The following is a 22,271-nucleotide window of genomic DNA, read 5'->3' on the forward strand; positions in this document are numbered from 1 at the left end:
TAGGGTGGGGGTGATGCTGTCGGCGCGCACCCGTGGAGAAAGCTGATGAACTCGACCCCTGTCCCTGGCGGTGGCCCCCTTCCGGTGGGTGTCATCGGGCTCGGTGACATCGCGCAGAAGGCGTACCTGCCGGTCCTGGGCGGATTGCCGGGCCTGGATGTGCGGTTGATGACCCGGGACGGGGCGAAGCTGGACCGGCTTGGGGAGACGTACCGGATCGAGGACGGGAAGCGGTTCACCGACCTCGGCGAGCTGATCGACAGCGGCATCCGCGCCGCCTTCGTGCACGCGGTCACCGACCAGCACGTGCCGATCGTCGAGCGGCTGCTCCGCGCCGGGGTGGACGTGTACGTGGACAAGCCGCTGGACCACACCCTGGACGGCTCGCGCAAGCTGGTCGACCTCGCCGACCGCACCGGCCGCTCGCTGATGGTCGGGTTCAACCGGCGCCACGCGCCCGGCTACGCGCAGGCGCTGGAGCGCCCGCGCGACCTGATCGTGCTGCAGAAGAACCGCGAGGGCCTGGCCGAGGCCGCCCGGACCCTGGTCTTCGACGACTTCATCCACGTCGTGGACACCCTGCGGTTCCTGGTGCCCGGCGAGGTCGAGCACGTGGACGTCCGGGCCCGCAAGGACCGGGACGGCCTGGTGGAGCACGTGGTGCTCACGCTCGGCGGGGAGGGGTTCACCGCGCTGGGGATCATGAACCGGGTCTCCGGTTCCACCGAGGAGGTGCTGGAGGTCTCCGGCGGCGACTCCAAGCGCGAGGTGCGCAACCTGGCCGAGGTGATCGACCATCGCGGCCAGCCCACCGTGCGCCGGCGCGGTGACTGGGTGTCGGTGGCCCGCCAGCGCGGGATCGAGCAGTGTGTCCTGGCCTTCCTGGACGCCGTGCGGGCCGGGAAGACGCTGGACGCCCACGACGCGCTGCGCACCCACGAGCTGTGCGAGCTGATCGTGGAGCGCATCGAGGCGGTCTGACCGGCAGGGCGGGGTGCGGCGCTTCATCGGTGTGTCACCGGCCGCTGCCATGTGGTCCGGTGACCGTTGAGCCGGGCCATGACCCCGGCCCGGCTATCCTGCCTCCGCTGCCGGTGATCACCGGCAGCGGAGGCCTTTTCGTACCACGGGGGACGGCATGGAGTACCGGATCGAGCGGATCGGCCGGGAGGACTGGCAGCGGCTGCGCACCATTCGGCTGGCCCAACTCCTCGATACCCCAATGGCGTTCGGGGAGCCCTACGAGTACGCCCGGATCCAGGGGGAGGGCAACTGGCGGGCCCGGACGGACTGGCTGAACGAGCCCGGCCGGATCGGCCTGGTCGCCGTGGACGACACCGACCAGTGGGTCGCCACCATGCTCGGCACCCCCAGCGTCAAGGCCGAGACCGTCGACCTGATCGGCGTCTGGGTCGACCCGGCGCACCGCGGCCGCGACCGCGGCGTCGCCGACGCCCTGCTGGACGCCGTCATCGCCTGGGCCCGCGACGGCGGCGCCAGGTGGATGCTGCTCGGCGTCCACGAGGCCAACCACCGCGCCGCCGCCTTCTACCGGCGGCGCGGCTTCACGTACACCGGCGGCGAGACGCCGTACGTGCTGGACGAGGGCGCCCGGATCCTGGAGATGCGCCTCCCGCTGGAGCAGGCCCGTCAGCCGGTCACGTAGTCCGCCAGGTGCTCGCCGGTCAGCGTCGAGCGGGCCGCGACCAGCGCGGCCGGGGTGCCCTCGAAGACGACCCGGCCGCCGTCGTGCCCGGCGCCCGGGCCGAGGTCGATGATCCAGTCGGCGTGCGCCATGACCGCCAGGTGGTGCTCGATCACGATCACCGACTTGCCGGAGTCCACCAGTCGGTCCAGCAGGCCGAGCAGCTGCTCGACGTCCGCCAGATGCAGACCGGTGGTCGGCTCGTCCAGGACGTAGATCCCACCCTTGTCGCCCATGTGGGTGGCCAGCTTCAGCCGCTGGCGCTCCCCGCCGGACAGCGTGGTCAGCGGCTGCCCGAGGCTCAGGTAGCCGAGGCCGACATCGGCGAGCCGCTCCAGGATCCGGTGCGCGGCCGGCAGCTTCGCCTCCCCGGCGCCGAAGAACTCCTCCGCCTCCGTCACCGACATCGCCAGCACCTCGCTGATGTCCCGGCCGCCCAGCCGGTACTCCAGCACCGAGGCGTCGTAGCGCCTGCCCTCGCAGTCCTCGCAGGTGGAGGCCACCCCGGCCATCATCGCCAGGTCGGTGTAGACCACACCCGCGCCGTTGCAGGTCGGGCAGGCGCCCTCCGAGTTGGCGCTGAACAGGGCCGGCTTGACGTCGTTCGCCTTGGCGAAGGCCTTGCGGATCGGGTCGAGCAGCCCGGTGTACGTTGCCGGGTTGCTGCGCCGGGAGCCCTTGATCGCGCCCTGGTCGACGTACACCACGCCTTCTTCCGAGGGGAGCGAGCCGTGGATCAGCGAGCTCTTCCCGGAGCCCGCGACCCCGGTGACCACGGTGAGCACTCCGAGCGGGACGTCCACGTCCACGTTCCGCAGGTTGTGGGTGTCCGCGCCGCGGATCGCCAGCTTCCCGGTGGGCGTACGGACCGCCTCCCGCAGCGAGGTCCGGTCCGCCAGATGCCGCCCGGTCACCGTGCCGCTCCCGCGCAGCCCGGCCACGCTGCCCTCGAAGCAGACCGAGCCGCCCGCCGCACCGGCTCCCGGGCCGAGGTCCACCACGTGGTCGGCGATCGCGATGGTCTGCGGCTTGTGCTCCACCACCAGCACCGTGTTGCCCTTGTCCCGCAGCCGCAGCAGCAGGTCGTTCATCCGGCTGATGTCGTGCGGGTGCAGTCCGGTGGTGGGCTCGTCGAAGACGTACGTGGTGTCGGTGAGCGAGGAGCCCAGGTGGCGGATCATCTTGACCCGCTGGGCCTCGCCGCCGGAGAGGGTGCCGGAGGAGCGGTCCAGCGAGAGGTAGCCGAGGCCGATCTCCACGAAGGAGTCCAGCACCTGCTGCAGCGCGGTGAGCAGCGGCGCCACCGAGGGCTCGTCCAGCCCGCGCACCCAGTCGGCGAGGTCGCTGATCTGCATCGCGCAGGCGTCGGCGATGCTGATCTTCCCGATCTTCGAGGAACGGGCGGCCGCGCTCAGCCGGGTGCCCTCGCACTCGGGGCAGGCGGTGAAGGTGACGGCGCGCTCCACGAAGGCCCGGATGTGCGGCTGGAGGGCGTCCTTGTCCTTGGACAGCATGGACTTCTGGAGCTTGGGGATCAGGCCCTCGTAGGTCAGGTTGACCCCGTTGACCTTGACCTTGGTCGGCTCCCGGTGCAGGAAGTCCTGGAGCTCCTTCTTGGTGTACCGGCGGATCGGCTTGTCCGGGTCGAGGAAGCCCGAGTTGGCGTAGACGCCGACCGTCCACCAGCTGTCCGGCTTCCAGCCCGGGATGAGGATCGCGCCCTCGGCGAGCGACTTGGTGTCGTCGTACAGCTGGGTGAGGTCGATGTCGGAGACGCTGCCCCGGCCCTCGCAGCGCGGGCACATGCCGCCGGTGATGCTGAAGCTGCGCCGCTCCTTGACCGTCCGGCCGCCGCGCTCGACGGTCACCGCGCCGGCGCCGCTGATCGAGGGGACGTTGAAGGAGAAGGCCTTGGGGGAGCCGATGTGCGGGGTGCCGAGCCGGCTGAACAGGATGCGCAGCATCGCGTTGGCGTCGGTGGCGGTGCCGACGGTGGAGCGCGGGTCGGCACCCATCCGCTGCTGGTCGACGATGATCGCGGTGGTCAGCCCCTCCAGGACGTCCACCTCGGGGCGCGCCAGGGTGGGCATGAAGCCCTGGACGAAGGCGCTGTAGGTCTCGTTGATCAGCCGCTGCGACTCGGCGGCGACGGTGTCGAAGACCAGCGAGCTCTTGCCGGAACCGGACACCCCGGTGAACACCGTCAGCCGGCGCTTGGGAATGTCGACGCTGACGTCCTTGAGGTTGTTCTCGCGGGCGCCGTGCACCCTGATCAGGTCGTGGCTGTCGGCGACGTGCGGCTCGGCCATCGTGTTCTTCGCTCCCTGGCGGTGTCTGCGGTCTGCGGGCGGCGGCCTCTCCGGACGGCGGGCTGTCCGGACGGGCGGGTCGGGGCCCGCCCCGGCCTTCCGGCGGTCGGGGCGGGCCCGGGCGACTCAGCGCACTTCGTTGAAGCGGACCATGTTGCCCGCCGGGTCGCGGAAGGCGCAGTCGCGGATGCCGTACGGCTGCAGGGTCGGCTCCTGGACGAGTTCGGCGCCGCCGGACTTCAACCGGTCGAACACCCCGTCCAGGTCGGCGGTGGCGAGCACCAGTCGCGCGTACGTTCCCTTGGCCATCATCTCGGTGATGGTACGCCGCTCGTCCTCGGTGATGCCCGGGTCCGCGAACGGCGGCTCCAGCACCAGCGAGACGCCGGGCTGGTCCGCGGGGCCGACAGTGATCCACCGCATCGGGCCGCCGCCGACGTCCTGGCGGACCTCGAAGCCGAGCAGGTCCCGGTAGAAGGCCAGGGAGGCCTCGGGGTCGGTGTGCGGGAGGAAGGTCCAGTGAATGGTGATGTCGTTCATGACCGCAACGCTAGGCGCGGCCCCCGGGAGGGCGCTTCTCGAATCCTGACCGGTTCCCTCTCCGTCCCTCTCGGTCCCCGCCGGGCACCCGCACGAGGGCGCTCGCCCGACCCCCCGATCGGGCGAGCGCCGGTCCCACTGCTGCTCAGGCGCGGCAGCGCAGCAGCTCCAGCGGCGGGTGGGCGAGCGCGTCCGCCCAGAAGTCCTCGCCGAACTCGCGCAGGCCCTCCTCGGAGATCCGCAGCGGCACCCACTCCAGGTCGTGGAACCCGGCCGCCCGCAGGGACTGCTCGTAGACCTCGCGGCGCGGACAGGTGGCGACGATGCTGATCGGCTGGGGGTCGAGCAGCGCGGTGACCCGCACCCGCGGACCAGCCCCGGCCTCCTCGCCGGTCGGCTCGCAGCGGAACCCGTACTGCTCCAGGGACGCGCAGTCGAAGCGGTAGTCGGGGTTCTGGGCGAACACGAAGAAGTCCCCGCCCGGCACCAGACTGCGGTGGACGTTGCGGCACATCCGCTCCAGCGCCGCCACGTCCTCGGCGTAGTTGAGGCACTGCACCGCCAGTGCGGAGTCGAACTGCAGCTCCAGCGGCCGCAGTTCGGCGACGTCGCCGACCTCGTAGCGGATGCCGAGCGGGTCGCGCTCCTCCAACGCCCGTGCCGCGGCGATCATCTCGGTGGAGATGTCGATCCCGAGCACCTCGGCGGCGCCGCGCCGCCGGAGCTCCCGGCTGTAGAAACCGGTGCCGCACGCGAGGTCGAGGACGGTCTTGCCGCGCACGTCCCCGACCAGCGCCAGGACGCTCGGAACCTCCCCGTACCGCACCAACGGCAGGGCCTTGAAGCCCTCGAACGCCTCGCCGATCCGGTCGTACTGGTGCACGCTCATCGCGCCGTCCTCCCCTGTGATCGGCCCTGTGCGGCCGTCTGCTGCGGCCACGGCCCGGGACGCGCCGTGGCCTCCGCCGGGAAGTCTTCCGCAGGCCGACGGGGCGGGCGTACTGGCAGAAGCCACGAATCAGCGGCGGCGGGCGAGGTGCGCCGTGATGTCGGCGTCCAGTTCGCTCGTAGGCCTCCGCGACCGTCCCGAAACTCAGGGCGCGTTCAGGCACCCCGGACACCCGGCAGCGCCAGCCAGTCCTGCCAGCTGATCTCCCGCCCCAGGAAGCGCGGTCGCCGGAACGGCCAGTCGGCGGCGATCCACTGGGGCACCAGGGCGTCCAGCGCCTGCTCCACCTCGCTGCCGACCAGCTCGTCCACCACCCACCAGGAGATCTCCGCGTCGGCGCCGGCCCGCTCCGGCGGGTCGATGTACACGCACCCGCGCACCGCCGTCTCGGCCGGGTCCAACAGCACGTAGTTGAACGACTCGTGCGCGGCGATCTCCCGCTCGTGCCGCGCCAGGTCAACCCGGTTCGCCTCCGCCGTCATCGTCTCCGACGGCCACCCCCAGGCGGGTCCGAAGATGCCGAACAACCGCTCCCGCGACCCCATCACGGCCGGGTAGTCCATCGGCGCGTCCGACTCCCGGATCGGCCGCAGATGGTGGGCCCCGCCGGGCAGTGGGACCCGGACGGGGTGGACGAAGTCAGCAGGAAGCCAGGTCATGCCGCCGAGGCTATCCAGCGGCGGGCAGTCGGCGCACGGAATATCGCCCCGCCCTCCCGCGGGACGCAACGCCCTGCTCCGACCGGAGACATCAACGCCCTTGGGCGTTAAGTTGAGTTGGTCTCACGGTGACCGGCGACGGGAGAGGGACGGGACGCGTGGCGGAGCATCGACCGGATGACAACAGGCCACCGATGGGCGGCCGGATCGTGTTCGTGATCCTGACCCTGCTGTTGCTGCCTTTCATCCTGTTCTTCCTGTGCGCCTGGATATTCGGCACGGGCCCCTGGGGAAGCGGCGGCCCCCCTCCCGGCCCCGGCCACATCTGAGCCCGCGACCGCGCCCTTGCGCCGACGCGGTGGCCGAGGTCGGCCAGGACGTCCCCCGATCGAGCACACGTCCTGGCCTCCCTCGGCCACCGCACCCCCGGCCCCGCACCCCGTGGCGTCGCGCCGGTCGTGAGGGACCGCGCGGGCGATCAGCCCCAGTAGGCCGCGACCTGGAGCGGGCGCTTGCCGTTGTGGGTGCTGAGGTGGGCGTAGTACGCCCAGCGGGTGTTCAGGTGCTTGGTGGTGACGGAGTACCAGTGGCCGTCGCACGGCACGTGGTCGGCCTGGCTGACGCCGATGCCGACGCCGGCCTTACGGATCTCCACCTTGTACGAGCCGCCGCCGGAGCACCACACGTCGAACCGCACACTGCTTCCGCCCGGTCCGAGGCCGATGTTCTTGGTGGACCAGCCGGTGGTCGGGGTGTGGGTGTCGAACCAGGCGTAGTGCCACGATGCGGCCGACGCCGGGCTGGTGCCCAGCGCGAGCCCCAGCACCGCCGTCCCGCCGAGAACCGTCGCCGCGAGCTTCTTCCTCATGCTTCCTCCCGTTGCCACCGCGGGGTCGCGGTGGATGGGAAGAGCGTGGCAGTTCGGGCCCCGACGCGGCGTCAACTCCAGGGTCGAACGGCCGGGTAAACCCCTGCGGTAGCGGCTGCCGCTCCGGGGCCCGGTGCGGTCAACCCCAGGGCTGACGACACCGGCCGCAGCCGTCCGTACCCTGCCGGGATGCGGTTGATCGGTCGGAGGCTGCGGGTGGATCCGGTGCAGGCGGACACCGCGCTCGCCGTCGTGCTCACGGTGGTGACCATCGTGTACGGGCTGCAGTCCTACCAGGCCCGGTACCGGGCGGAGGGCTGGCGGCCGTTCGACCTGGCGGCGGCCGGGCTGTGCGTCCTGGTGGCACTGCCGCTGGCGGTGCGCCGGCGGCACCCGTGGCCCGTACTGGTCCTGTCCGTCACCGGTCTGCTGGTGTACACCGGGGCCGGGTTCCAGCCCTCGGTGAACGTGTGGCCGCCGCTGCTCGCGGGCTACACCGTCATCGCCCGCCGGCCGCCGCGCGAGGCGGTCGCGGCCGGGACGCTGACCGGTGGCGCCTGGATCGCCAGCGGGCTGGAGGCGCGGCTGTCGGTGGAGCTCGCGGTCGCGCAGTCCGTCATCGCGCTCGGCATCGTGGGAATCTTCGCGACCGGCACCCGGCGCCTGGCCGAGCGGAACGCCCAGCTGGCCGAGGCGACCGACCGGCTGCGGCGCGAGCAGGAACTGCGGGCGCGGCACGCCGTGGTGGAGGAGCGGGTGCGGATCGCCCGGGAACTGCACGACGTGATCGCTCACCACCTGTCGGCGCTGGCGGTGCAGGCGGGCGTCGCCGAGTACGTCTTCGCTTCCGATCCGCCGGCGGCCCGGGCCGCCCTGGCCGCGATCGGTGCGACCAGCCGCGAGGCGCTGGAGGAGATGCGCGGACTGCTCCAGGTCCTGCGCGTGTCGGGGGAGGTGCCCTGCGACCAGGAGCGGCTCTACCGTGCGGCGCCCGGTCTGGCCCAGCTCGGCGAGCTCGTGGAGCGCACCCGGGCGGCGGGCGTGCCGGTCCGGGTCGTCGTGGCGGGCTCCGCGCGGATGCTGGCCCCCGGCGTGGACCTGTGCGCGTTCCGGGTCGTCCAGGAGGCGCTGACCAACGTGATCAAGCATGCCGGGCGGCCCGCCACCGCGACCGTCGACCTGTGCTACCGGCCGGACCGACTCGAAGGCCGGATCACCGACGACGGGCCCGGGAACGGCCGGGCGGTGCCGGGCAGCGGACTCGGTTTGATCGGGATCCGTGAACGCGTCAGACTCTACGGCGGGTCCGTGCACACCGGCCCCCGCCCGGACGGCGGGTTCGAGGTCGCGTTCACGCTGCCGGTCACCTCGACCGATCCGTGACGTCGTGCACCGGTCGAGGCACGGGGACGAGGGGGCGGCGACGGTGACATCGGTACTGATCGTGGACGACCAGGTGCTCATCCGGGCGGGAATCGCCGCCCTGGTCCGGGCCACCGACGGCCTGGAGGTGGCCGGGGAGGCCGCCACCGGCGAGGAGGCCGTCGACCTGGCCGCCGGCTGCGCCGCCGACGTCGTCCTGATGGACATCCGGCTGCCCGGCATGAGCGGCATCGCCGCCCTGGAACGGATCCTCGCCGCCGCACCGCCGCCGAAGCCCAGGGTCGTCATGCTGACCGTCTACGACCTGGACCAGTACGTCTACGCGGCGCTGCGCGCCGGGGCCAGCGGGTTCCTGCTCAAGGACACGCCGCCCGAGCGGCTGCTCGCCGCGGTCAGGCAGATCGCGGACGGCGAGATGCTGTTCGCCCCGACCGTCACCCGGCGCCTGGTGGAGACGTTCGCCCGGCAGGCCGAGCCGCTCGTCGGCCGCCCGGACACGCTGCACGGGCTGACCGTGCGCGAACGGGACGTCCTCCACCTCGTCGGCCGGGGTCTGACCAACGACCAGATCGCCGAGAGCCTGGTGGTGAGCACCGCCACCGTCAAGACGCACGTGAACCGGGTGATGTCCAAACTCGCGCTCAGCAGCCGCGCCCAGGCCGTGGTCGTCGCCTACGAGAGCGGCCTGGTCACGGTCGGCGGCGACCGGCGGCCCACGGCCGACTGACGCCGAGGCCCGCCGTTCCGGTCCCGCGGGGGCCACGCGGGCGGTAGCGGGCGCCGCTCGGGTCGGCGCTGCGAAACAAGCAGGCGTGATTGCTTTTTTCTTCGGCCGGTGCCACGCTGCTGCGCGGCGGCATGCGTGCGGGGTGTCGTCAACCCACCGGCAGGGGAGGCGCTTTGGCGCGCACGAGCTCGGTACTGCGGATCGGCAACGCCTCGGGGTTCTACGGGGACCGCTTCGCGGCGGTGCGGGAGATGCTGACGGGTGGGCCGCTGGACGTGCTCACCGGGGACTACCTCGCCGAGCTGACCATGCTGATCCTGGCGCGGGACCGGCTGAGGGATCCGTCGCTCGGGTACGCGCGGACGTTCCTGCGCCAGATGGAGGAGTGCCTCGGGCTGGCCCGGGAGCGGGGCGTGCGGATCGTGGTGAACGCGGGCGGCCTCAACCCGGCCGGGCTCGCCGAGCAACTGCGGGTGTTGGCGCAGCGCCTGGGGGTACCGACCGTCGTCGCCCATGTCGAGGGCGACGACCTGCTGCCGCGCAGGGAGGAACTCGGGCTGCCGGAGAGGGCGTTGGCCGCCAACGCCTACCTCGGCGGGTTCGGGATCGCCGAATGCCTGGCCAGGGGCGCGGACGTGGTGGTGACCGGACGGGTGACCGACGCCGCGCTGGTCGCCGGGCCCGCGATCGCCCACTTCGGCTGGACCGCCGCCGACCTCGACGCCCTCGCCGGGGCGGTGGTGGCCGGGCACGTGCTGGAGTGCGGCGCCCAGGCCACCGGCGGCAACTACGCCTTCTTCGGCGAGCACGACGTGGACCACCCCGGCTTCCCGCTGGCCGAGTTGCACCCGGACGGCTCCAGCGTGATCACCAAGCACCCCGGTACCGGCGGAGCCGTCACGATCGGCACCGTCACGGCCCAACTCCTCTACGAGACCGGCGGACCGCACTACCTCGGCCCCGACGTCACGGCCCGGCTGGACACCGTCCGGCTCACCGAGGACGGCCCGGACCGGGTGCGGATCGACGGCGTGCGCGGCGAGGCCCCGCCGCCCACCCTGAAGGTCGGCTGCAACAGCCTGGGCGGCCACCGCAACGAGGTGGTGTTCGTGCTCACCGGCCTGGACATCGAGGCCAAGGCCGCCCTCGTGCAACGCCAGTTCGCCGCCGCGCTGCCGCCCGAGGGCCGCCCGGCCGAGCTGCGCTGGACCCTCGCCCGCACCGACCACCCGGACGCCCCCACCGAGGAGGCCGCCTCGGCCCTGCTCCGGCTGACCGCCCGCGACCGGGACCCGGCCAAGGTCGGCCGTGAACTCGGCAAGGCAGCAGTCGAGTTGGGTCTCGCAGGCTACCCCGGATTCCACCTCACCGCCCCGCCCGGCCCGGGCGCGCCGTACGGGGTGTTCAGCGCCGCGTACGCGGACGCCAAGCTGGTCGAGCACACCGCCGTACTGCCGGACGGCCGCCGGATCGCCGTCCCGCCTGCCCCCGTCACCGGCCAACCGGCCGATGTTCATGAGGAGTTGCCCGACCCGCTGCCGCCGGGCCCGACCCGCCGCGCCCCCCTCGGGATGCTGCTCGGTGCCCGCAGCGGCGACAAGGGCGGCGACGCCAACCTTGGCGTCTGGGCCCGCACCGAGGACGCCTGGCGCTGGCTCGCGCACACCCTCACCGTCGAGAAGCTGCGCGAACTCCTGCCCGAGACGGCGGAGTCGCCCGTCGCCCGGCACCTGCTGCCGAACCTCAGGGCGGTCAACTTCACCCTCGCCGGCCTGCTCGGCGAGGGCGTCGCCGCCCAGCACCGTTTCGACCCCCAGGCCAAGGCCCTGGGGGAGTGGCTGCGCTCGCGCCACGTGGACATTCCGGAGGTTCTGCTGTGACCGCCCTGCCCACCCGTGTCGATCCGGCCGGGCCCGAGTACGCCGAGCACCGGGCCGCGATGATCGCCAAGCTGGCCGCCCTGGACGGCGAGCACGCCAAGGCGCTGGCCGGCGGCGGCCCCAAGTACGTGGAGCGCCACCGCCGGCGTGGCAAGCTGCTGGCCCGGGAGCGGATCGAGCTGCTGGTCGACGAGGACTCGCCGTTCCTGGAGCTGTCCCCGCTGGCGGCCTGGGGCAGCGACTACCCGGTGGGCGCGGCGCTGGTCACCGGCATCGGCGTGATCGAGGGAGTCGAGTGCGTGATCACCGCCAACGACCCGACGGTGCGCGGCGGAGCGAGCAATCCGTGGACCCTGCGGAAGGCGCTGCGGGCCAACGAGATCGCGCTGACCAACCGCCTCCCGCTGGTCAACCTGGTCGAGTCGGGCGGTGCCGACCTGCCCAGCCAGAAGGAGATCTTCATCCCGGGCGGGGCCCTGTTCCGCGACCTCACCCGGCTGTCCGCCGCGGGAATCCCCACCGTGGCCGTGGTGTTCGGCAACTCGACGGCCGGCGGCGCCTACGTGCCGGGCATGTCCGACCACACCGTGCTGGTCAAGGAGCGCGCCAAGGTCTTCCTCGGCGGCCCGCCGCTGGTCAGGATGGCCACCGGCGAGGAGGCCGATGACGAGTCGCTGGGCGGCGCCGAGATGCACGCCCGCACCTCCGGCCTGGCCGACCACTTCGCGGTGGACGAGCGGGACGCGCTGCGGATCGCCCGCCGGATCGTCGCCCGGCTCGACCACCGCAAGCCGGGCCCGGACCCGGACCGGTTCGCCGAGCCGCCGAAGTACGACGAGGAGGAGCTGCTCGGCATCGTCCCGGGGGACCTCAAGGTGCCCTTCGACCCGCGCGAGGTGATCGCCCGGATCGTCGACGGCTCCGACTTCGACGAGTTCAAGCCGCTCTACGGCACCAGCCTGGCCACCGGCTGGGCCCGGCTGCACGGCTACCCGGTGGGCATCCTGGCCAACGCCCAGGGCGTGCTGTTCAGCGCGGAGTCCCAGAAGGCCGCGCAGTTCATCCAGTTGGCGAACCAGCGCAGCACCCCGCTGCTGTTCCTGCACAACACCACCGGCTACATGGTCGGCAGGGACTACGAGCAGGGCGGCATCATCAAGCACGGCGCGACGATGATCAACGCCGTGGCCAACTCGAAGGTCCCGCACCTGTCCGTGCTGATGGGCGCCTCCTACGGGGCCGGCCACTACGGGATGTGCGGCCGGGCGTACGAGCCGCGCTTCCTGTTCTCCTGGCCGAGCGCCAAGTCCGCCGTGATGGGACCGCAGCAGCTCGCCGGGGTGCTGTCGATCGTGGCCCGCCAGTCGGCCGCCGCCAAGGGGCAGCCGTACGACGAGGACGCCGACGCCGCGATCCGGGCGATGGTCGAGCAGCAGATCGAGGCGGAGTCGCTGCCGGTCTTCCTGTCCGGCCGGCTCTACGACGACGGCGTGATCGACCCGCGCGACACCCGTACGGTGCTCGGCCTGTGCCTGTGCGCGATCCACAACGCGCCGGTCGAGGGCGCGCGCGGCTACGGCGTCTTCCGAATGTGAGAGGGCTACCGACCATGACCACGATCACCAACCTGCTGGTCGCCAACCGGGGCGAGATCGCCCGCCGGGTGTTCCGCACCTGCCGGGAGCTCGGCATCGCGACCACCGCCGTGCACTCCGACCCGGACGCCGGCGCCCCGCACGTCCGGGAGGCCGACGCCGCCGTCCGGCTGCCCGGCGCGGCGCCCGCAGACACCTACCTGCGCGGCGAGCTGATCGTGCGGGCCGCGCTGGAGGCCGGGGCCGACGCCGTCCACCCGGGGTACGGGTTCCTGTCCGAGAGCGCCGAGTTCGCGCGGGCCGTGCTGGACGCGGGCCTGGTGTGGGTCGGCCCGCCGCCGGCCGCGATCGCCGCGATGGGCTCCAAGACCGCCGCCAAGCGGCTGATGGCCGCGGCCGGGGTGCCCGTTCTGGGGGCTTTGGACGAGCCGGCCGAGGCCGACCTCCCGGTGCTGGTCAAGGCCGCGGCGGGCGGCGGAGGCCGTGGCATGCGCGTCGTCCGGGACCTCGCGGACCTGCCCGCCGAGATCGAGGCGGCCCGGGCGGAGGCGGCCAAGGCCTTCGGCTCGGACGAGGTGTTCTGCGAGCGCTATCTGCCCACCGGCCGGCACGTCGAGGTCCAGCTGCTGGCCGACGCCCACGGCACGGTCTGGGCGGTCGGGGACCGCGACTGCTCGCTGCAGCGGCGGCACCAGAAGGTGATCGAGGAGGCCCCGGCGCCCGGCCTGCCGGCGGACGTACGGGCCGAGCTGCACACGGCGGCGGTGAACGCCGCCCGGGCGATCGGCTACGTCGGCGCCGGGACCGCCGAGTTCCTGCTCACCGAGGACGGCCGGTTCTTCTTCCTGGAGATGAACACCCGCCTCCAGGTCGAGCACCCGGTCACCGAGGCGGTCACCGGCCTGGACCTGGTCGCGCTCCAACTCACCGTCGCCGAGGGGGAGGAGCTGCCCTCGGCCGCTCCGCCGCCGACCGCCGGCCACGCGATCGAGGCCCGGCTGTACGCGGAGGACCCGGCCAAGGACTGGCAGCCCGCGACCGGGACCCTGCACCGGCTCGAACTCGACTCGGAGCACACGGAGTTCGGCAACGGCGCGGTGCGGCTGGACTCCGGTGTGGAGCCCGGCAGCGAGATCACCCCGCACTACGACGCGATGCTCGCCAAGGTGATCGTCCGGGCGCCGACCCGAGCCGCCGCCGCCCGCCGGCTGGCCGACGTGCTCGCCCGCGCCCGGATCCACGGCCCGGCCACCAACCGGGAGTTGCTGGTCCGCGCGCTGCGGCACCCGGCCTTCCTCGCCGCGCACCTGCACACCGGCTTCCTCGCCGAGCACGCGGCCGAACTCACCGCCCCCGACGCCAGGAGCGCCGGGCGCGCCGCCCTGGCCGCCGCCCTCGCCGAGGCGGCAGCCCGCCGGACCGCCCTGCCGTCCGGCTGGCGCAATCTGCCCTCCCAGCCCCAGTCCAGGCGCTACCGGGCCGCGGACGGAGAGGAGTTGGAGGTCCGCTACCGCCGGACCAGGGCCGGCCTGGAGACCGACGGCCACGGCGACGTCGAACTCGTGGACGCCACCGCGGACCTGGTCGTGCTGCGCGAGGGAGCGGTCCAACGCCCTTACGCCGTAGCCCGCTACGGCGACCGGGTCCACGTCGACACCCCGACCGGGAGCACCGCGCTCACCGCGCTGCCGCGATTCCCCGACCCCACCGTCCGCACGGACCCGGGCGCCCTGCTCGCCCCGATGCCCGGCACCGTCCTGCGCACCGCCGCCGCCGTCGGCGACACCGTCACCGCCGGGCAGCCGCTGCTCGTGTTGGAGGCGATGAAGATGGAGCACCGCGTCACCGCCCCCGCCGACGGCATCCTGGCCGAACTCCGCGTCGCCCCCGGCGAACAGGTCGAGCTCGGCACCCTGCTCGCCGTCGTCAAGTCCACCGAACCGGCCTGAGACCCCCGTACAGCCTGAGGAAGGACCCCCGCATGTCCGGCATCGGCAGTCAGCTCCTCGAAACCCCCGAACGCACCGCCCTGCGCAAGGCCGTCGGCGACCTCGGCCGCCGCTACGGCTCCGCCTACTACCTCGCCAAGGCCCGGGCCGGCGAGCCCGCCGACGAACTGTGGGCGGAGGCCGGCGAGGCCGGCTACCTGGGCGTCAACCTGCCCGCCGAGTACGGCGGCGGAGGCGGCGGCATCAGCGACCTCGCCATCGTCCTGGAGGAACTCGGCACCGCGGGCTGCCCGTTGCTGCTGCTGATCGTCTCCCCGGCGATCTGCGGCACGGTGATAGCCCGCTACGGCACCGAGGAGCAGAAGCAGCGCTGGCTGCCCGGTCTGGCCGACGGCAGCCGCCGGATGGCCTTCGGCATCACCGAGCCGGACGCCGGCAGCAACTCGCACCGGATCTCCACCGTCGCCCGCCGGGACGGCGAGGACTGGCTGCTGACCGGCCGCAAGGTGTTCGTCTCGGGCATCGACCACTCGGACGCCGTGCTGTTCGTCGCCCGCACCGAGGACGCACGCACCGGCAAGCTCAAGCCCTGCCTGTTCGTCGTGCCACGGGACACCCCCGGCTTCGAGTACCGGGCGATCCCGATGGAACTCGTCGCCCCCGAGAAGCAGTTCCAGGTCTTCCTGGACGACGTCCGGCTGCCCGCCGACGCCCTGGTCGGCGACGAGAACGCCGGCCTGCTCCAGCTGTTCGCCGGCCTCAACCCGGAGCGCGTCCTCACCGCCGCCTTCTCGCTGGGCCTGGCCCGCCAGGCGCTCGGGAAGGCGGTGGAGTACGCGAAGACCCGTACCGTCTGGTCCACCCCGATCGGCGCCCACCAGGGCCTGGCGCACCCGCTGGCCCAGTGCGCGGTGGAGATCGAGCTGGCCCGGCTGATGACCCAGAAGGCCGGGCTGCTCTACGACGGGGGCGAGGACGTCGCCGCGGGGGAGGCGGCGAACATGGCCAAGTACGCCGCCGGGGAGGCCGCCGCCCGGACGGTCGACCAGGCGGTGCAGACCCTCGGCGGCAACGGCCTCACCCAGGAGTACGGCCTGGGCGCCCTGCTGGCCGCCACGCGGGTCGGCAGGGTCGCCCCGGTCAGCCGGGAGATGGTGCTCAACTACGTCGCCCAGCACACCCTCGGCCTGCCGAAGTCGTACTGATCCGGCAAACCGGTCTAGCGGGTTTTCGACAGGTGGGCGAACACGACGGTGTTGGACTCGTACCCGGTCTTCCGGTCGAACTTCCCGCCGCAGGTGATCAGCCGGAGCTCGGCCCGCTCGGTGGGGCCGTACACCAGGGCGTCGGGGAAGTCCCGCTTCGGGATGACCCGGACCGAGTCGACGGTGAACACCGCGACGCGGCGGTCCTTGCGGCTCACCTCGACGGTGTCGCCCACGCGCAGCAGTCCGAGCCGGTAGAACACGGCCGGTCCGCTGCGGGTGTCGGCGTGGCCGACCACGAGGGCGTTCCCGGCGGCGCCGGGCGCGGTGCCGTCCCGGTACCAGCCGGTCAGGTTGCGCTGGTCCGTCGGCGGGGTGTCCAGCTGCTGGGAGGGGGTCAGCCCGAGGCCGGTCACCGGGGCGTCGACCTTGATCGCGGGAATCCGGATCCGGGTCGGCACCGAGGCCGCCAGCGGCGGGACGGCGGGTGCCGGGGTCGGCTTCGCCGTCCCGGTCGGGGCGGCGGTCGGGGCGGTGGACGCCGGCGGTACCGGGGCGGGCAGCGGTGGGCCGCCGAGGCCGTCGGTGCCGTCATGGAGGAGCCAGCCGCCGCCGGCCGCCAGGACCAGCGCGACGACCCCGGCCGCCATCGGGCCGGGGCCGCCGCGCCGGGCGCGCAGGGGGCGGTCAGGACGTGGCATTGCGTCCGGAGCGGCGGCGCGTCGCGCGGATCCAGAGCCCGGCGGCACCGGCCAGCAGGGCGGAGCCGCCGAGCACCTCGGCGGCGTCCGGTCCCGAGGTGCCGCCGCCGCCGGTGCCCACTCCGCCGTGCGGTCCGCCGTGCGGCCCGCCGGGCAGGTGCGCGGGCAGCGGGGCCGAGGTGGCACAGGAGACGTCGAAGACCTTCTGCCTCGCCGCGCCGGTCTCACCCGCGAACGTCCATTCGAGCTTGTAGTGCCCGTCCGGGAGGGTCAGCGCGCTGGTCACGCCGGTGCCGTTGGCGAGGGTGATCGCCCCGGACTGGACCAGGGCGGTGCCGGTCGGCGGGGCCTGCTCGGTCGTCCAGTTGACCAGCTGGAGGGTGTCGAAGTTGAAGGCGTCCAGGTAGAACCGGCAGACCTTGAGCTGGTCGCGTTGGTCGGTCAGCGGCGTGCTGCTCTCGTGCACCTTGATGTCGCCGTTGTCGCCCGGCGCGGCCAGCGCGGCCGGCGCCGTACCGAGGGTGAGTGCGGCCGCGGCGGTGGCGGCGGCGAGCAGACGGCGGGAGGAGGGCAGATGGGCGGAGGGAGGTCTCACGGGGGTTGCTCCATGGTCCGAGGCCGCACCTCGGGGGTGGGCGGCCGTGCTGCCCAAACCGCCCGGTCGGGCGCCCTCCGGAGCAACCGCGCCACGCGTGCACCGCCCCGGGTTCCTCACAATGGCCGAGCCTGCCCCCTGACTGTCCGTATGCTCCTGAGCGCACCCGGAACCACTTAGTTGTCGCGTCAACTTCCTTACTGGAGGCATGCCTTGGTCTTCCGAAGCGAGTTCCCGGACGTTCCCGACGTCGACCTGCCGATCCACGAAGCGGTACTGTCACCGGCCGCCGGGTACGGCGACCGGACGGCCCTGATCGACGGCCTCACCGGGGAGCGGGTCAGCTACGCCCGGCTCGCCGCCTCGGTCGAGCGGGTCGCCGCCGGGCTGGCCGAGGCGGGGGTGCGAAAGGGCGACGTGGTGGCGCTGTTCAGCCCGAACTCGATCGCCTACCCGGCGGCCTACTACGGCGCCAGCCGGGCCGGCGCCACCGTGACCACGGTGTCCTCGCTGAGCACCCCCGGCGAGCTGGCCGGCCAACTGGGCGACAGCGACGCCCGCTGGCTGATCACCGTCTCCCCGTTCCTGCCGACCGCCCGGGCGGCCGCCGACCTGCTCGCCGCCGCCGGCCGGCCGCTGACCGGGACGGTCGTCCTGGACGGCGCCGAGGGCCACCCCTCGCTCGCCGACCTGCTGGCCGCCACCGGCCCCGCCCCCGAGCCGGCCGTCGACCCGGGTGAGGACATCGCCGTCCTGCCGTACTCCAGCGGCACCACCGGCCTGCCCAAGGGCGTGATGCTCACCCACCGCTCGATCGCCACCAACCTCGCCCAGACCGACGCCCTCTACCGCCCCGCCGTGGGCGAACGAGTGCTCGCCGTACTGCCCTTCTTCCACATCTACGGCCTGACGGCGCTGCTCAACCAGCCGCTGCGGTGCGGCGCCACCGTGGTCGTGCTGCCCCGCTTCGACCTGGAGACGTTCTGCCGCGCGGTCGAGCAGCACCGGGTGCAGGGCCTGGTGGTCGCCCCGCCGATCGTCCTCGCGCTGGCCAGGCACCCGCTCGTGGACCGCTTCGACCTCTCCTCGGTGGAGTACCTGCTGTGCGCGGCCGCCCCCCTGGACCAGGAGCTCGCCGCGGCCTGCGCCCGCCGGCTGAACCTGCCGCACCTGCTCCAGGGCTACGGGATGACCGAGCTGTCACCCGTCACCCACGTGGTCTCCCCGACCGATCCCGCCCCCTCGCCCGGCTCGGTCGGCCGGCTCGTGCCCTCCACCGAACTGCGGGTCACCGCCCTGGACGGCTCCGGGGACGACCTCGGCCCGGGGGAGCGGGGCGAGCTGCTGATCCGCGGCCCCCAGGTGATGAAGGGGTACTTCGGCCGGCCCTGCGACACCGCCGCCGTGGTCGACGCCGAGGGCTGGCTGCACACCGGCGACATCGGCTACGTGGACGAACGCGGCTACCTGTTCGTCGTGGACCGGGTCAAGGAGCTGATCAAGTACAAGGGATACCAGGTCGCCCCCGCCGAACTGGAGGCCGTGCTGCTCGGACACCCCTGGATCGCCGACGCCGCCGTGATCGGCGTCGCCGACGCCGACGGCACGGAGTGCCCCAAGGCCTTCGTGGTCCGCGTCCCGGGCACCGGCCTGACCGGGGAGGAGGTCGCCGACTACGTCGCCGGCCGGGTCGCCCCGTACAAGAAGGTGCGCGCGGTGGAGTTCGTGGACGCCGTCCCCAGGTCCGCGGCCGGCAAGATCCTGCGCCGCGAACTGCGCGCCCGCGAGGCCGACCGGGCCGGAGCCGCCTCCTGAAGGCCGGGACCCCCGGCGGACGGAGACCGCGGCCCGTCTGTGAGGATCGACCCGCCGCGCCCCCACCCGAACAGACCCCGTCGACACAGGAACCGCCACCCGACATGACCAGCCACCCCGCCGTCCGCACCCCCCAGCAGGACCGCAGCCGCGCGACCCGGGCCCGGCTGCTCGCGGCCGCCGTGGACTGCCTGGCCGAACTCGGCTGGCAGGGCTCCACCGTCAGCGTGGTCGCCGAACGGGCCGGCGTCTCCCGGGGCGCCGCCCAGCACCACTTCCCGACCCGCGAGGACCTGTTCACCGCGGCCGTCGAGCACGTCACCGCCGAGCGGCTGGCAGCCGTCCGCACCCACGCGGACGAACTGCCGGCCGCCGGCCCCGACCGCACCCGGGCCGTGGTCGACATGATCGTCCGCCTCTACACCGGCCCGCTGTTCCGCGCCGCCCTGCACCTGTGGACCGCCGCCGCCACCGAGGAGGCCCTGCGCGAGCGGATCATCGCCCTGGAGGGCCACGTCGGCCGGGAGGCCCACCGGGCCGCCGTGGAGTTCCTGGACGCCGACGAGAGCCGCCCCGGCGTGCGCGAATCGGTGCAGGCCACCCTCGACCTCGCCCGCGGACTCGGCCTGGCCAACCTGCTCACCGACGACAGCGTTCGACGTTCCGGTGTGATCCGGCAGTGGGCGGGCGTTCTGGAGAGTACGCTGCGGCCGGTACGCCCATGACGCCCGTACAACCGAGCGACCGGACGCCCCCTGGCCAAGGGGTCGCCGGGCGGCCGATGTCCGTGCAGTCTGGAGAAGAAACCCGGCCGGCACGGACCGTGAGGCCCCTCCGGCCGGGTACGAGCGAACCGGGGTGCTGCCTGAATGCACGGACACGAGTGGGACGCGACCAGCGCCGCCGGCCCCGCGCCGGACGGCGATGCCGCACGCCCGGAAGGCCACCGCCTCGTTCCGCTCGCCACGGCGCTGCTCCAGGCCGACGGACTGATCCTGCACTGGAGCGAGGACGCCGAGGCCCTGCTCGGGTACTCCGCCGAGGAGGCTGTCGGCAGCTACGCCGCCCGGCTGCTCACCGACGAGGCCGACCGGCCCGCCGTGCTCGACCTGTTCCAGCGGATCATGGCCGGCAACGGCTCCTCCTTCGTCTTCCCGGTCCGCCACCGCGACGGGCACCGGGTCGAGCTGGAGTTCCGCACCTACCCGATCGCCGGACCGGCCGGCACCCTGCTGCTGCTCGCCACCGCCTCCGACACCCGGGCCATCCACGCGATCGAGGCCGACCTCGCCGTGCTGGGCGGCATCTTCAGCCGCTCCCCGATCGGCATGGCCGTCTATGACACCGACCTGCGCTTCGTCCGGATCAACGAGGCACTGGCCCGGATGAACGGCGTCCCGGTCGCCGGCCACCTCGGCCGGCGGATATCCGCCGTCCTGCCCGGCATCAACACCGCCGAGATCGAACAGATCATGAGACAGGTGCTCAAGAGCGGCAAGCCCGTGGTCGACGCCCGCTCGCACGGCCGCGTCCCCGGCGACCCCCGACGGGACCACGCCTGGTCCGCCTCCTACTTCCGGCTGGAGGACTCCACCGGCAAGGTCTTCGGCGTCTGTTCCTCGATCATCGACGTCACCGAGCGCTTCCAGGCCGAGGCCCGCGCCGCCCGCGCCCAGGAACGCCTCGCCACCATCGCCGAGGCCACCGCCCGGATCGGCACCACCCTCGACCTCCAGCGCACCGCAGAGGAGCTGATCGAGGCGGTCGTCCCCCGGTTCGCCGACTTCGCCACCGTCGACCTGCTGGAACCGGTGCTGCGCGGCGCCGAGCCCACCCCGATCCCCTCCGACCGGTCGGTCACCCTGCGTGCCGTCGCCGTCGGGGAGAACTACGAGACCGGCCTCGCCCACGCGGTGGACGTCGTCGGCGAGACCTCCGAGTACGCCCCCGACCGCAGCTACACCCAGTGCCTGCGCAGCGGACGCCCGCTGCTGCGCGCCCACGTGGACGAGGAGGTGCTGCGCGGCCTGGTGTCCAGCGAGGACCGCGTCGCCCCCGGGATGGCCGCCGGCATCCACTCGTACCTGATGGTCCCGATCACCGCCCGGGGCATGGTGCTCGGCGGGTCCGAGTTCATCCGGATGCGCAACCCCGAGCCCTTCAACGAGGCCGACGTCGCACTTGCCGAGGAACTCGTCGCCCGCACCGCCCTGGCCCTCGACAACGCCCGGCTCTACCGCCGCGAACGGGAGACCGCCCTCACCCTCCAGCGCAGCCTCCTGCCGCAGGAGATCCACCGCACCCTCGGTCTGGAGATCGCCTACCGCTACCTGCCCAGCAGCGTGGTCAGCGAGGTCGGCGGCGACTGGTTCGACGTGGTCCCGCTGTCCTGCGGGCGGGTCGCCCTGGTGGTCGGCGACGTGATGGGCCACGGCATCCGGGCCGCCGCCACCATGGGCCAGCTGCGCACCGTCGCCCGGACCCTCGCCACCCTGGACATGCCGCCCGAGCAGGTCCTCACCCGGCTGGACGAAACCGCCTCGGGGATCGGCGAGGGCCAGTTCGCCACCTGCATCTGCGCCGTCTACGACCCGCTGGAGCGCACCGTCCAGGTCGCCTCGGCCGGGCACCTGCCGCCGGTCTGGGTGGGCACCGACGGCATCGCCCGCAGGGTTGAGGTGCCGCCGGGCGTTCCGCTGGGCGTCGGCGGGGTCGCCTTCGAGTCGACCGAGTTCACCTTCCCCGAGGGCGGCGTGCTCGCCCTCTACACCGACGGCCTGGTCGAGCGGCGCGGTCAGGACCTGGATGACGGCATCGACCTGCTGGCCGGAACCCTGGCCGGCCCCGGCCGGACGCTGGAGGAGACCTGCGACGCCGTGATCGGCGCCCTGGTCACCGACGGCACCGAGGACGACATCGCGATGATCATGGCCAGGGCGCTGCCGGTGCCCGCCGACCGGATCGCCACCCTGCCGCTCACCGGCGGCGGCAAGCTCCCCGGCACGGCCCGCCGCTTCACCCGCGCCACCCTGGAGGCCTGGGGCCTGAGCGCGCTCTCCGACTACGCCGAACTGCTGGTCAGCGAGCTGGTCACGAACGCCCTGCTGCACGCCGAGGCGCCGCGCCGCCTGCGGCTGTTCCACGACCGGGTGCTCACCGTCGAGGTCTCGGACGCCGGCGGCGCCACCCCGCAGCTGCGCCCCTTCGCCGAGCAGGACGAGGGCGGACGCGGGATGTTCCTGGTCAGCGAGCTGGCCCAGCGCTGGGGCAGCCGGCTGACCAGGGACGGCAAGGTGGTCTGGGCGGAGCTGGAGCTGCCCTTCGGGGTCTCGTAGCCGACGCCGCACGTGCGAGAACGGCCGTTCCCGAATCCGGAACAGCCGTTCTCCCT

The 22,271-nt window shown here is 73.3% G+C and carries 19 protein-coding genes; 12 read left to right on the forward strand and 7 right to left on the reverse strand.

Annotation, left to right across the window (positions count from 1 at the left end; all coding sequences use genetic code 11):
* The first annotated feature begins 45 nt into the window (after nt 1-45).
* Both BOQ63_RS37365 and BOQ63_RS37370 read left to right on the forward strand, forming a co-directional pair.
* Nucleotides 46-981, forward strand: a complete 936-nt coding sequence (locus BOQ63_RS37365; RefSeq protein ID WP_030278858.1) for a Gfo/Idh/MocA family protein — start codon at nt 46-48, stop codon at nt 979-981.
* Nucleotides 982-1,138: 157 nt separating this feature from the next.
* Entirely contained in the window at nt 1,139-1,666 is a 528-nt protein-coding gene (locus BOQ63_RS37370) for a GNAT family N-acetyltransferase (protein WP_030278855.1), read from the forward strand.
* On the opposite strand, the gene BOQ63_RS37375 is transcribed toward BOQ63_RS37370, so the two are convergent.
* The 4 genes from BOQ63_RS37375 to BOQ63_RS37390 form a co-directional block, all read right to left on the reverse strand.
* A complete protein-coding gene (locus BOQ63_RS37375; RefSeq protein WP_072655755.1) occupies nt 1,651-4,014 on the reverse strand; it encodes an ATP-binding cassette domain-containing protein in 2,364 nt (787 codons plus the stop codon). The two genes, BOQ63_RS37370 and BOQ63_RS37375, sit on opposite strands and share 16 nt — an antisense overlap.
* Nucleotides 4,015-4,140: 126 nt before the next feature.
* The gene (locus tag BOQ63_RS37380; protein WP_030278851.1) at nt 4,141-4,554 is read right to left on the reverse strand and encodes a VOC family protein; all 414 of its coding nucleotides are present in this window, start codon (nt 4,552-4,554) and stop codon (nt 4,141-4,143) included.
* Nucleotides 4,555-4,699: 145 nt separating this feature from the next.
* Nucleotides 4,700-5,443 (reverse strand): class I SAM-dependent methyltransferase, encoded by a 744-nt coding sequence (locus tag BOQ63_RS37385; RefSeq protein ID WP_030550707.1) that lies wholly within the window; start codon nt 5,441-5,443, stop codon nt 4,700-4,702.
* Nucleotides 5,444-5,658: 215 nt separating this feature from the next.
* A complete protein-coding gene (locus BOQ63_RS37390; RefSeq protein ID WP_030278846.1) occupies nt 5,659-6,162 on the reverse strand; it encodes a GNAT family N-acetyltransferase in 504 nt (167 codons plus the stop codon).
* 158 nt (nt 6,163-6,320) lie between these two features.
* Here BOQ63_RS37390 and BOQ63_RS37395 point away from each other — a divergent pair, with 158 nt between their 5' ends.
* Complete coding sequence (locus BOQ63_RS37395; RefSeq protein ID WP_167395833.1) at nt 6,321-6,491, forward strand: hypothetical protein; 171 nt, start codon at nt 6,321-6,323, stop codon at nt 6,489-6,491.
* 149 nt (nt 6,492-6,640) lie between these two features.
* On the opposite strand, the gene BOQ63_RS37400 is transcribed toward BOQ63_RS37395, so the two are convergent.
* Nucleotides 6,641-7,030 carry a hypothetical protein gene (locus BOQ63_RS37400; protein WP_030278844.1) on the reverse strand — a complete coding sequence of 130 codons (390 nt, stop codon included), beginning with the start codon at nt 7,028-7,030 and terminating at the stop codon, nt 6,641-6,643.
* A gap of 189 nt (nt 7,031-7,219) precedes the next feature.
* Between BOQ63_RS37400 and BOQ63_RS37405 the strand changes: the two genes are divergently transcribed.
* The 6 genes from BOQ63_RS37405 (at nt 7,220) to BOQ63_RS37430 (ending at nt 15,769) form a co-directional block, all read left to right on the forward strand.
* A complete protein-coding gene (locus BOQ63_RS37405; protein WP_072655756.1) occupies nt 7,220-8,413 on the forward strand; it encodes a sensor histidine kinase in 1,194 nt (397 codons plus the stop codon).
* A 43-nt stretch (nt 8,414-8,456) separates the two neighbouring features.
* Entirely contained in the window at nt 8,457-9,140 is a 684-nt protein-coding gene (locus BOQ63_RS37410; protein WP_072655757.1) for a response regulator, read from the forward strand.
* 173 nt (nt 9,141-9,313) lie between these two features.
* The gene (locus BOQ63_RS37415; RefSeq protein ID WP_223886153.1) at nt 9,314-11,020 is read left to right on the forward strand and encodes an acyclic terpene utilization AtuA family protein; all 1,707 of its coding nucleotides are present in this window, start codon (nt 9,314-9,316) and stop codon (nt 11,018-11,020) included.
* Nucleotides 11,017-12,615: an acyl-CoA carboxylase subunit beta gene (locus BOQ63_RS37420; RefSeq protein WP_072655759.1), complete on the forward strand. Its 1,599-nt coding sequence runs from the start codon at nt 11,017-11,019 to the stop codon at nt 12,613-12,615. Before BOQ63_RS37415 ends, BOQ63_RS37420 begins: the two co-directional genes overlap by 4 nt.
* Before the next feature lie 14 nt (nt 12,616-12,629).
* Entirely contained in the window at nt 12,630-14,564 is a 1,935-nt protein-coding gene (locus BOQ63_RS37425) for an ATP-binding protein (protein WP_030278825.1), read from the forward strand.
* 32 nt (nt 14,565-14,596) lie between these two features.
* Nucleotides 14,597-15,769, forward strand: a complete 1,173-nt coding sequence (locus tag BOQ63_RS37430; protein WP_072655761.1) for an acyl-CoA dehydrogenase family protein — start codon at nt 14,597-14,599, stop codon at nt 15,767-15,769.
* Nucleotides 15,770-15,783: 14 nt separating this feature from the next.
* Here BOQ63_RS37430 and BOQ63_RS37435 read toward each other — a convergent pair whose 3' ends face one another.
* Together BOQ63_RS37435 and BOQ63_RS37440 are read right to left on the reverse strand one after the other, a co-directional pair.
* The gene (locus BOQ63_RS37435; protein WP_043388143.1) at nt 15,784-16,470 is read right to left on the reverse strand and encodes a class F sortase; all 687 of its coding nucleotides are present in this window, start codon (nt 16,468-16,470) and stop codon (nt 15,784-15,786) included.
* Nucleotides 16,457-17,065: a hypothetical protein gene (locus BOQ63_RS37440; RefSeq protein ID WP_223886154.1), complete on the reverse strand. Its 609-nt coding sequence runs from the start codon at nt 17,063-17,065 to the stop codon at nt 16,457-16,459. Before BOQ63_RS37440 ends, BOQ63_RS37435 begins: the two co-directional genes overlap by 14 nt.
* 213 nt (nt 17,066-17,278) lie before the next feature.
* On the opposite strand from BOQ63_RS37440, the gene BOQ63_RS37445 reads away from it, so the two are divergent.
* The 3 genes from BOQ63_RS37445 to BOQ63_RS37455 all read left to right on the forward strand — a co-directional run bounded on the left by BOQ63_RS37445 (nt 17,279) and on the right by BOQ63_RS37455 (nt 22,215).
* Entirely contained in the window at nt 17,279-18,880 is a 1,602-nt protein-coding gene (locus tag BOQ63_RS37445; protein ID WP_030278811.1) for a 4-coumarate--CoA ligase family protein, read from the forward strand.
* A 104-nt stretch (nt 18,881-18,984) separates the two neighbouring features.
* The gene (locus BOQ63_RS37450) at nt 18,985-19,605 is read left to right on the forward strand and encodes a TetR/AcrR family transcriptional regulator (RefSeq protein ID WP_030278809.1); all 621 of its coding nucleotides are present in this window, start codon (nt 18,985-18,987) and stop codon (nt 19,603-19,605) included.
* A 144-nt stretch (nt 19,606-19,749) separates the two neighbouring features.
* The gene (locus BOQ63_RS37455) at nt 19,750-22,215 is read left to right on the forward strand and encodes a SpoIIE family protein phosphatase (RefSeq protein WP_046385827.1); all 2,466 of its coding nucleotides are present in this window, start codon (nt 19,750-19,752) and stop codon (nt 22,213-22,215) included.
* The last annotated feature ends 56 nt before the right edge of the window (nt 22,216-22,271 follow it).

Origin of the sequence: Streptomyces viridifaciens (genome assembly GCF_001888885.2) — a bacterium.
Taxonomy (GTDB): domain Bacteria; phylum Actinomycetota; class Actinomycetes; order Streptomycetales; family Streptomycetaceae; genus Kitasatospora; species Kitasatospora aureofaciens.

Excerpts from the sequence above, each read along its gene's own strand:
- BOQ63_RS37365 (WP_030278858.1), top strand. The coding sequence starts at position 46 with ATGAACTCGACCCCTGTCCCTGGCGGTGGCCCCCTTCCGGTGGGTGTC.
- BOQ63_RS37370 (WP_030278855.1), top strand. The coding sequence starts at position 1,139 with ATGGAGTACCGGATCGAGCGGATCGGCCGGGAGGACTGGCAGCGGCTG.
- BOQ63_RS37375 (WP_072655755.1), bottom strand. The coding sequence starts at position 4,014 with ATGGCCGAGCCGCACGTCGCCGACAGCCACGACCTGATCAGGGTGCAC.
- BOQ63_RS37380 (WP_030278851.1), bottom strand. The coding sequence starts at position 4,554 with ATGAACGACATCACCATTCACTGGACCTTCCTCCCGCACACCGACCCC.
- BOQ63_RS37385 (WP_030550707.1), bottom strand. The coding sequence starts at position 5,443 with ATGAGCGTGCACCAGTACGACCGGATCGGCGAGGCGTTCGAGGGCTTC.
- BOQ63_RS37390 (WP_030278846.1), bottom strand. The coding sequence starts at position 6,162 with ATGACCTGGCTTCCTGCTGACTTCGTCCACCCCGTCCGGGTCCCACTG.
- BOQ63_RS37400 (WP_030278844.1), bottom strand. The coding sequence starts at position 7,030 with ATGAGGAAGAAGCTCGCGGCGACGGTTCTCGGCGGGACGGCGGTGCTG.
- BOQ63_RS37405 (WP_072655756.1), top strand. The coding sequence starts at position 7,220 with ATGCGGTTGATCGGTCGGAGGCTGCGGGTGGATCCGGTGCAGGCGGAC.
- BOQ63_RS37425 (WP_030278825.1), top strand. The coding sequence starts at position 12,630 with ATGACCACGATCACCAACCTGCTGGTCGCCAACCGGGGCGAGATCGCC.
- BOQ63_RS37430 (WP_072655761.1), top strand. The coding sequence starts at position 14,597 with ATGTCCGGCATCGGCAGTCAGCTCCTCGAAACCCCCGAACGCACCGCC.
- BOQ63_RS37435 (WP_043388143.1), bottom strand. The coding sequence starts at position 16,470 with ATGCCACGTCCTGACCGCCCCCTGCGCGCCCGGCGCGGCGGCCCCGGC.
- BOQ63_RS37450 (WP_030278809.1), top strand. The coding sequence starts at position 18,985 with ATGACCAGCCACCCCGCCGTCCGCACCCCCCAGCAGGACCGCAGCCGC.
- BOQ63_RS37455 (WP_046385827.1), top strand. The coding sequence starts at position 19,750 with ATGCACGGACACGAGTGGGACGCGACCAGCGCCGCCGGCCCCGCGCCG.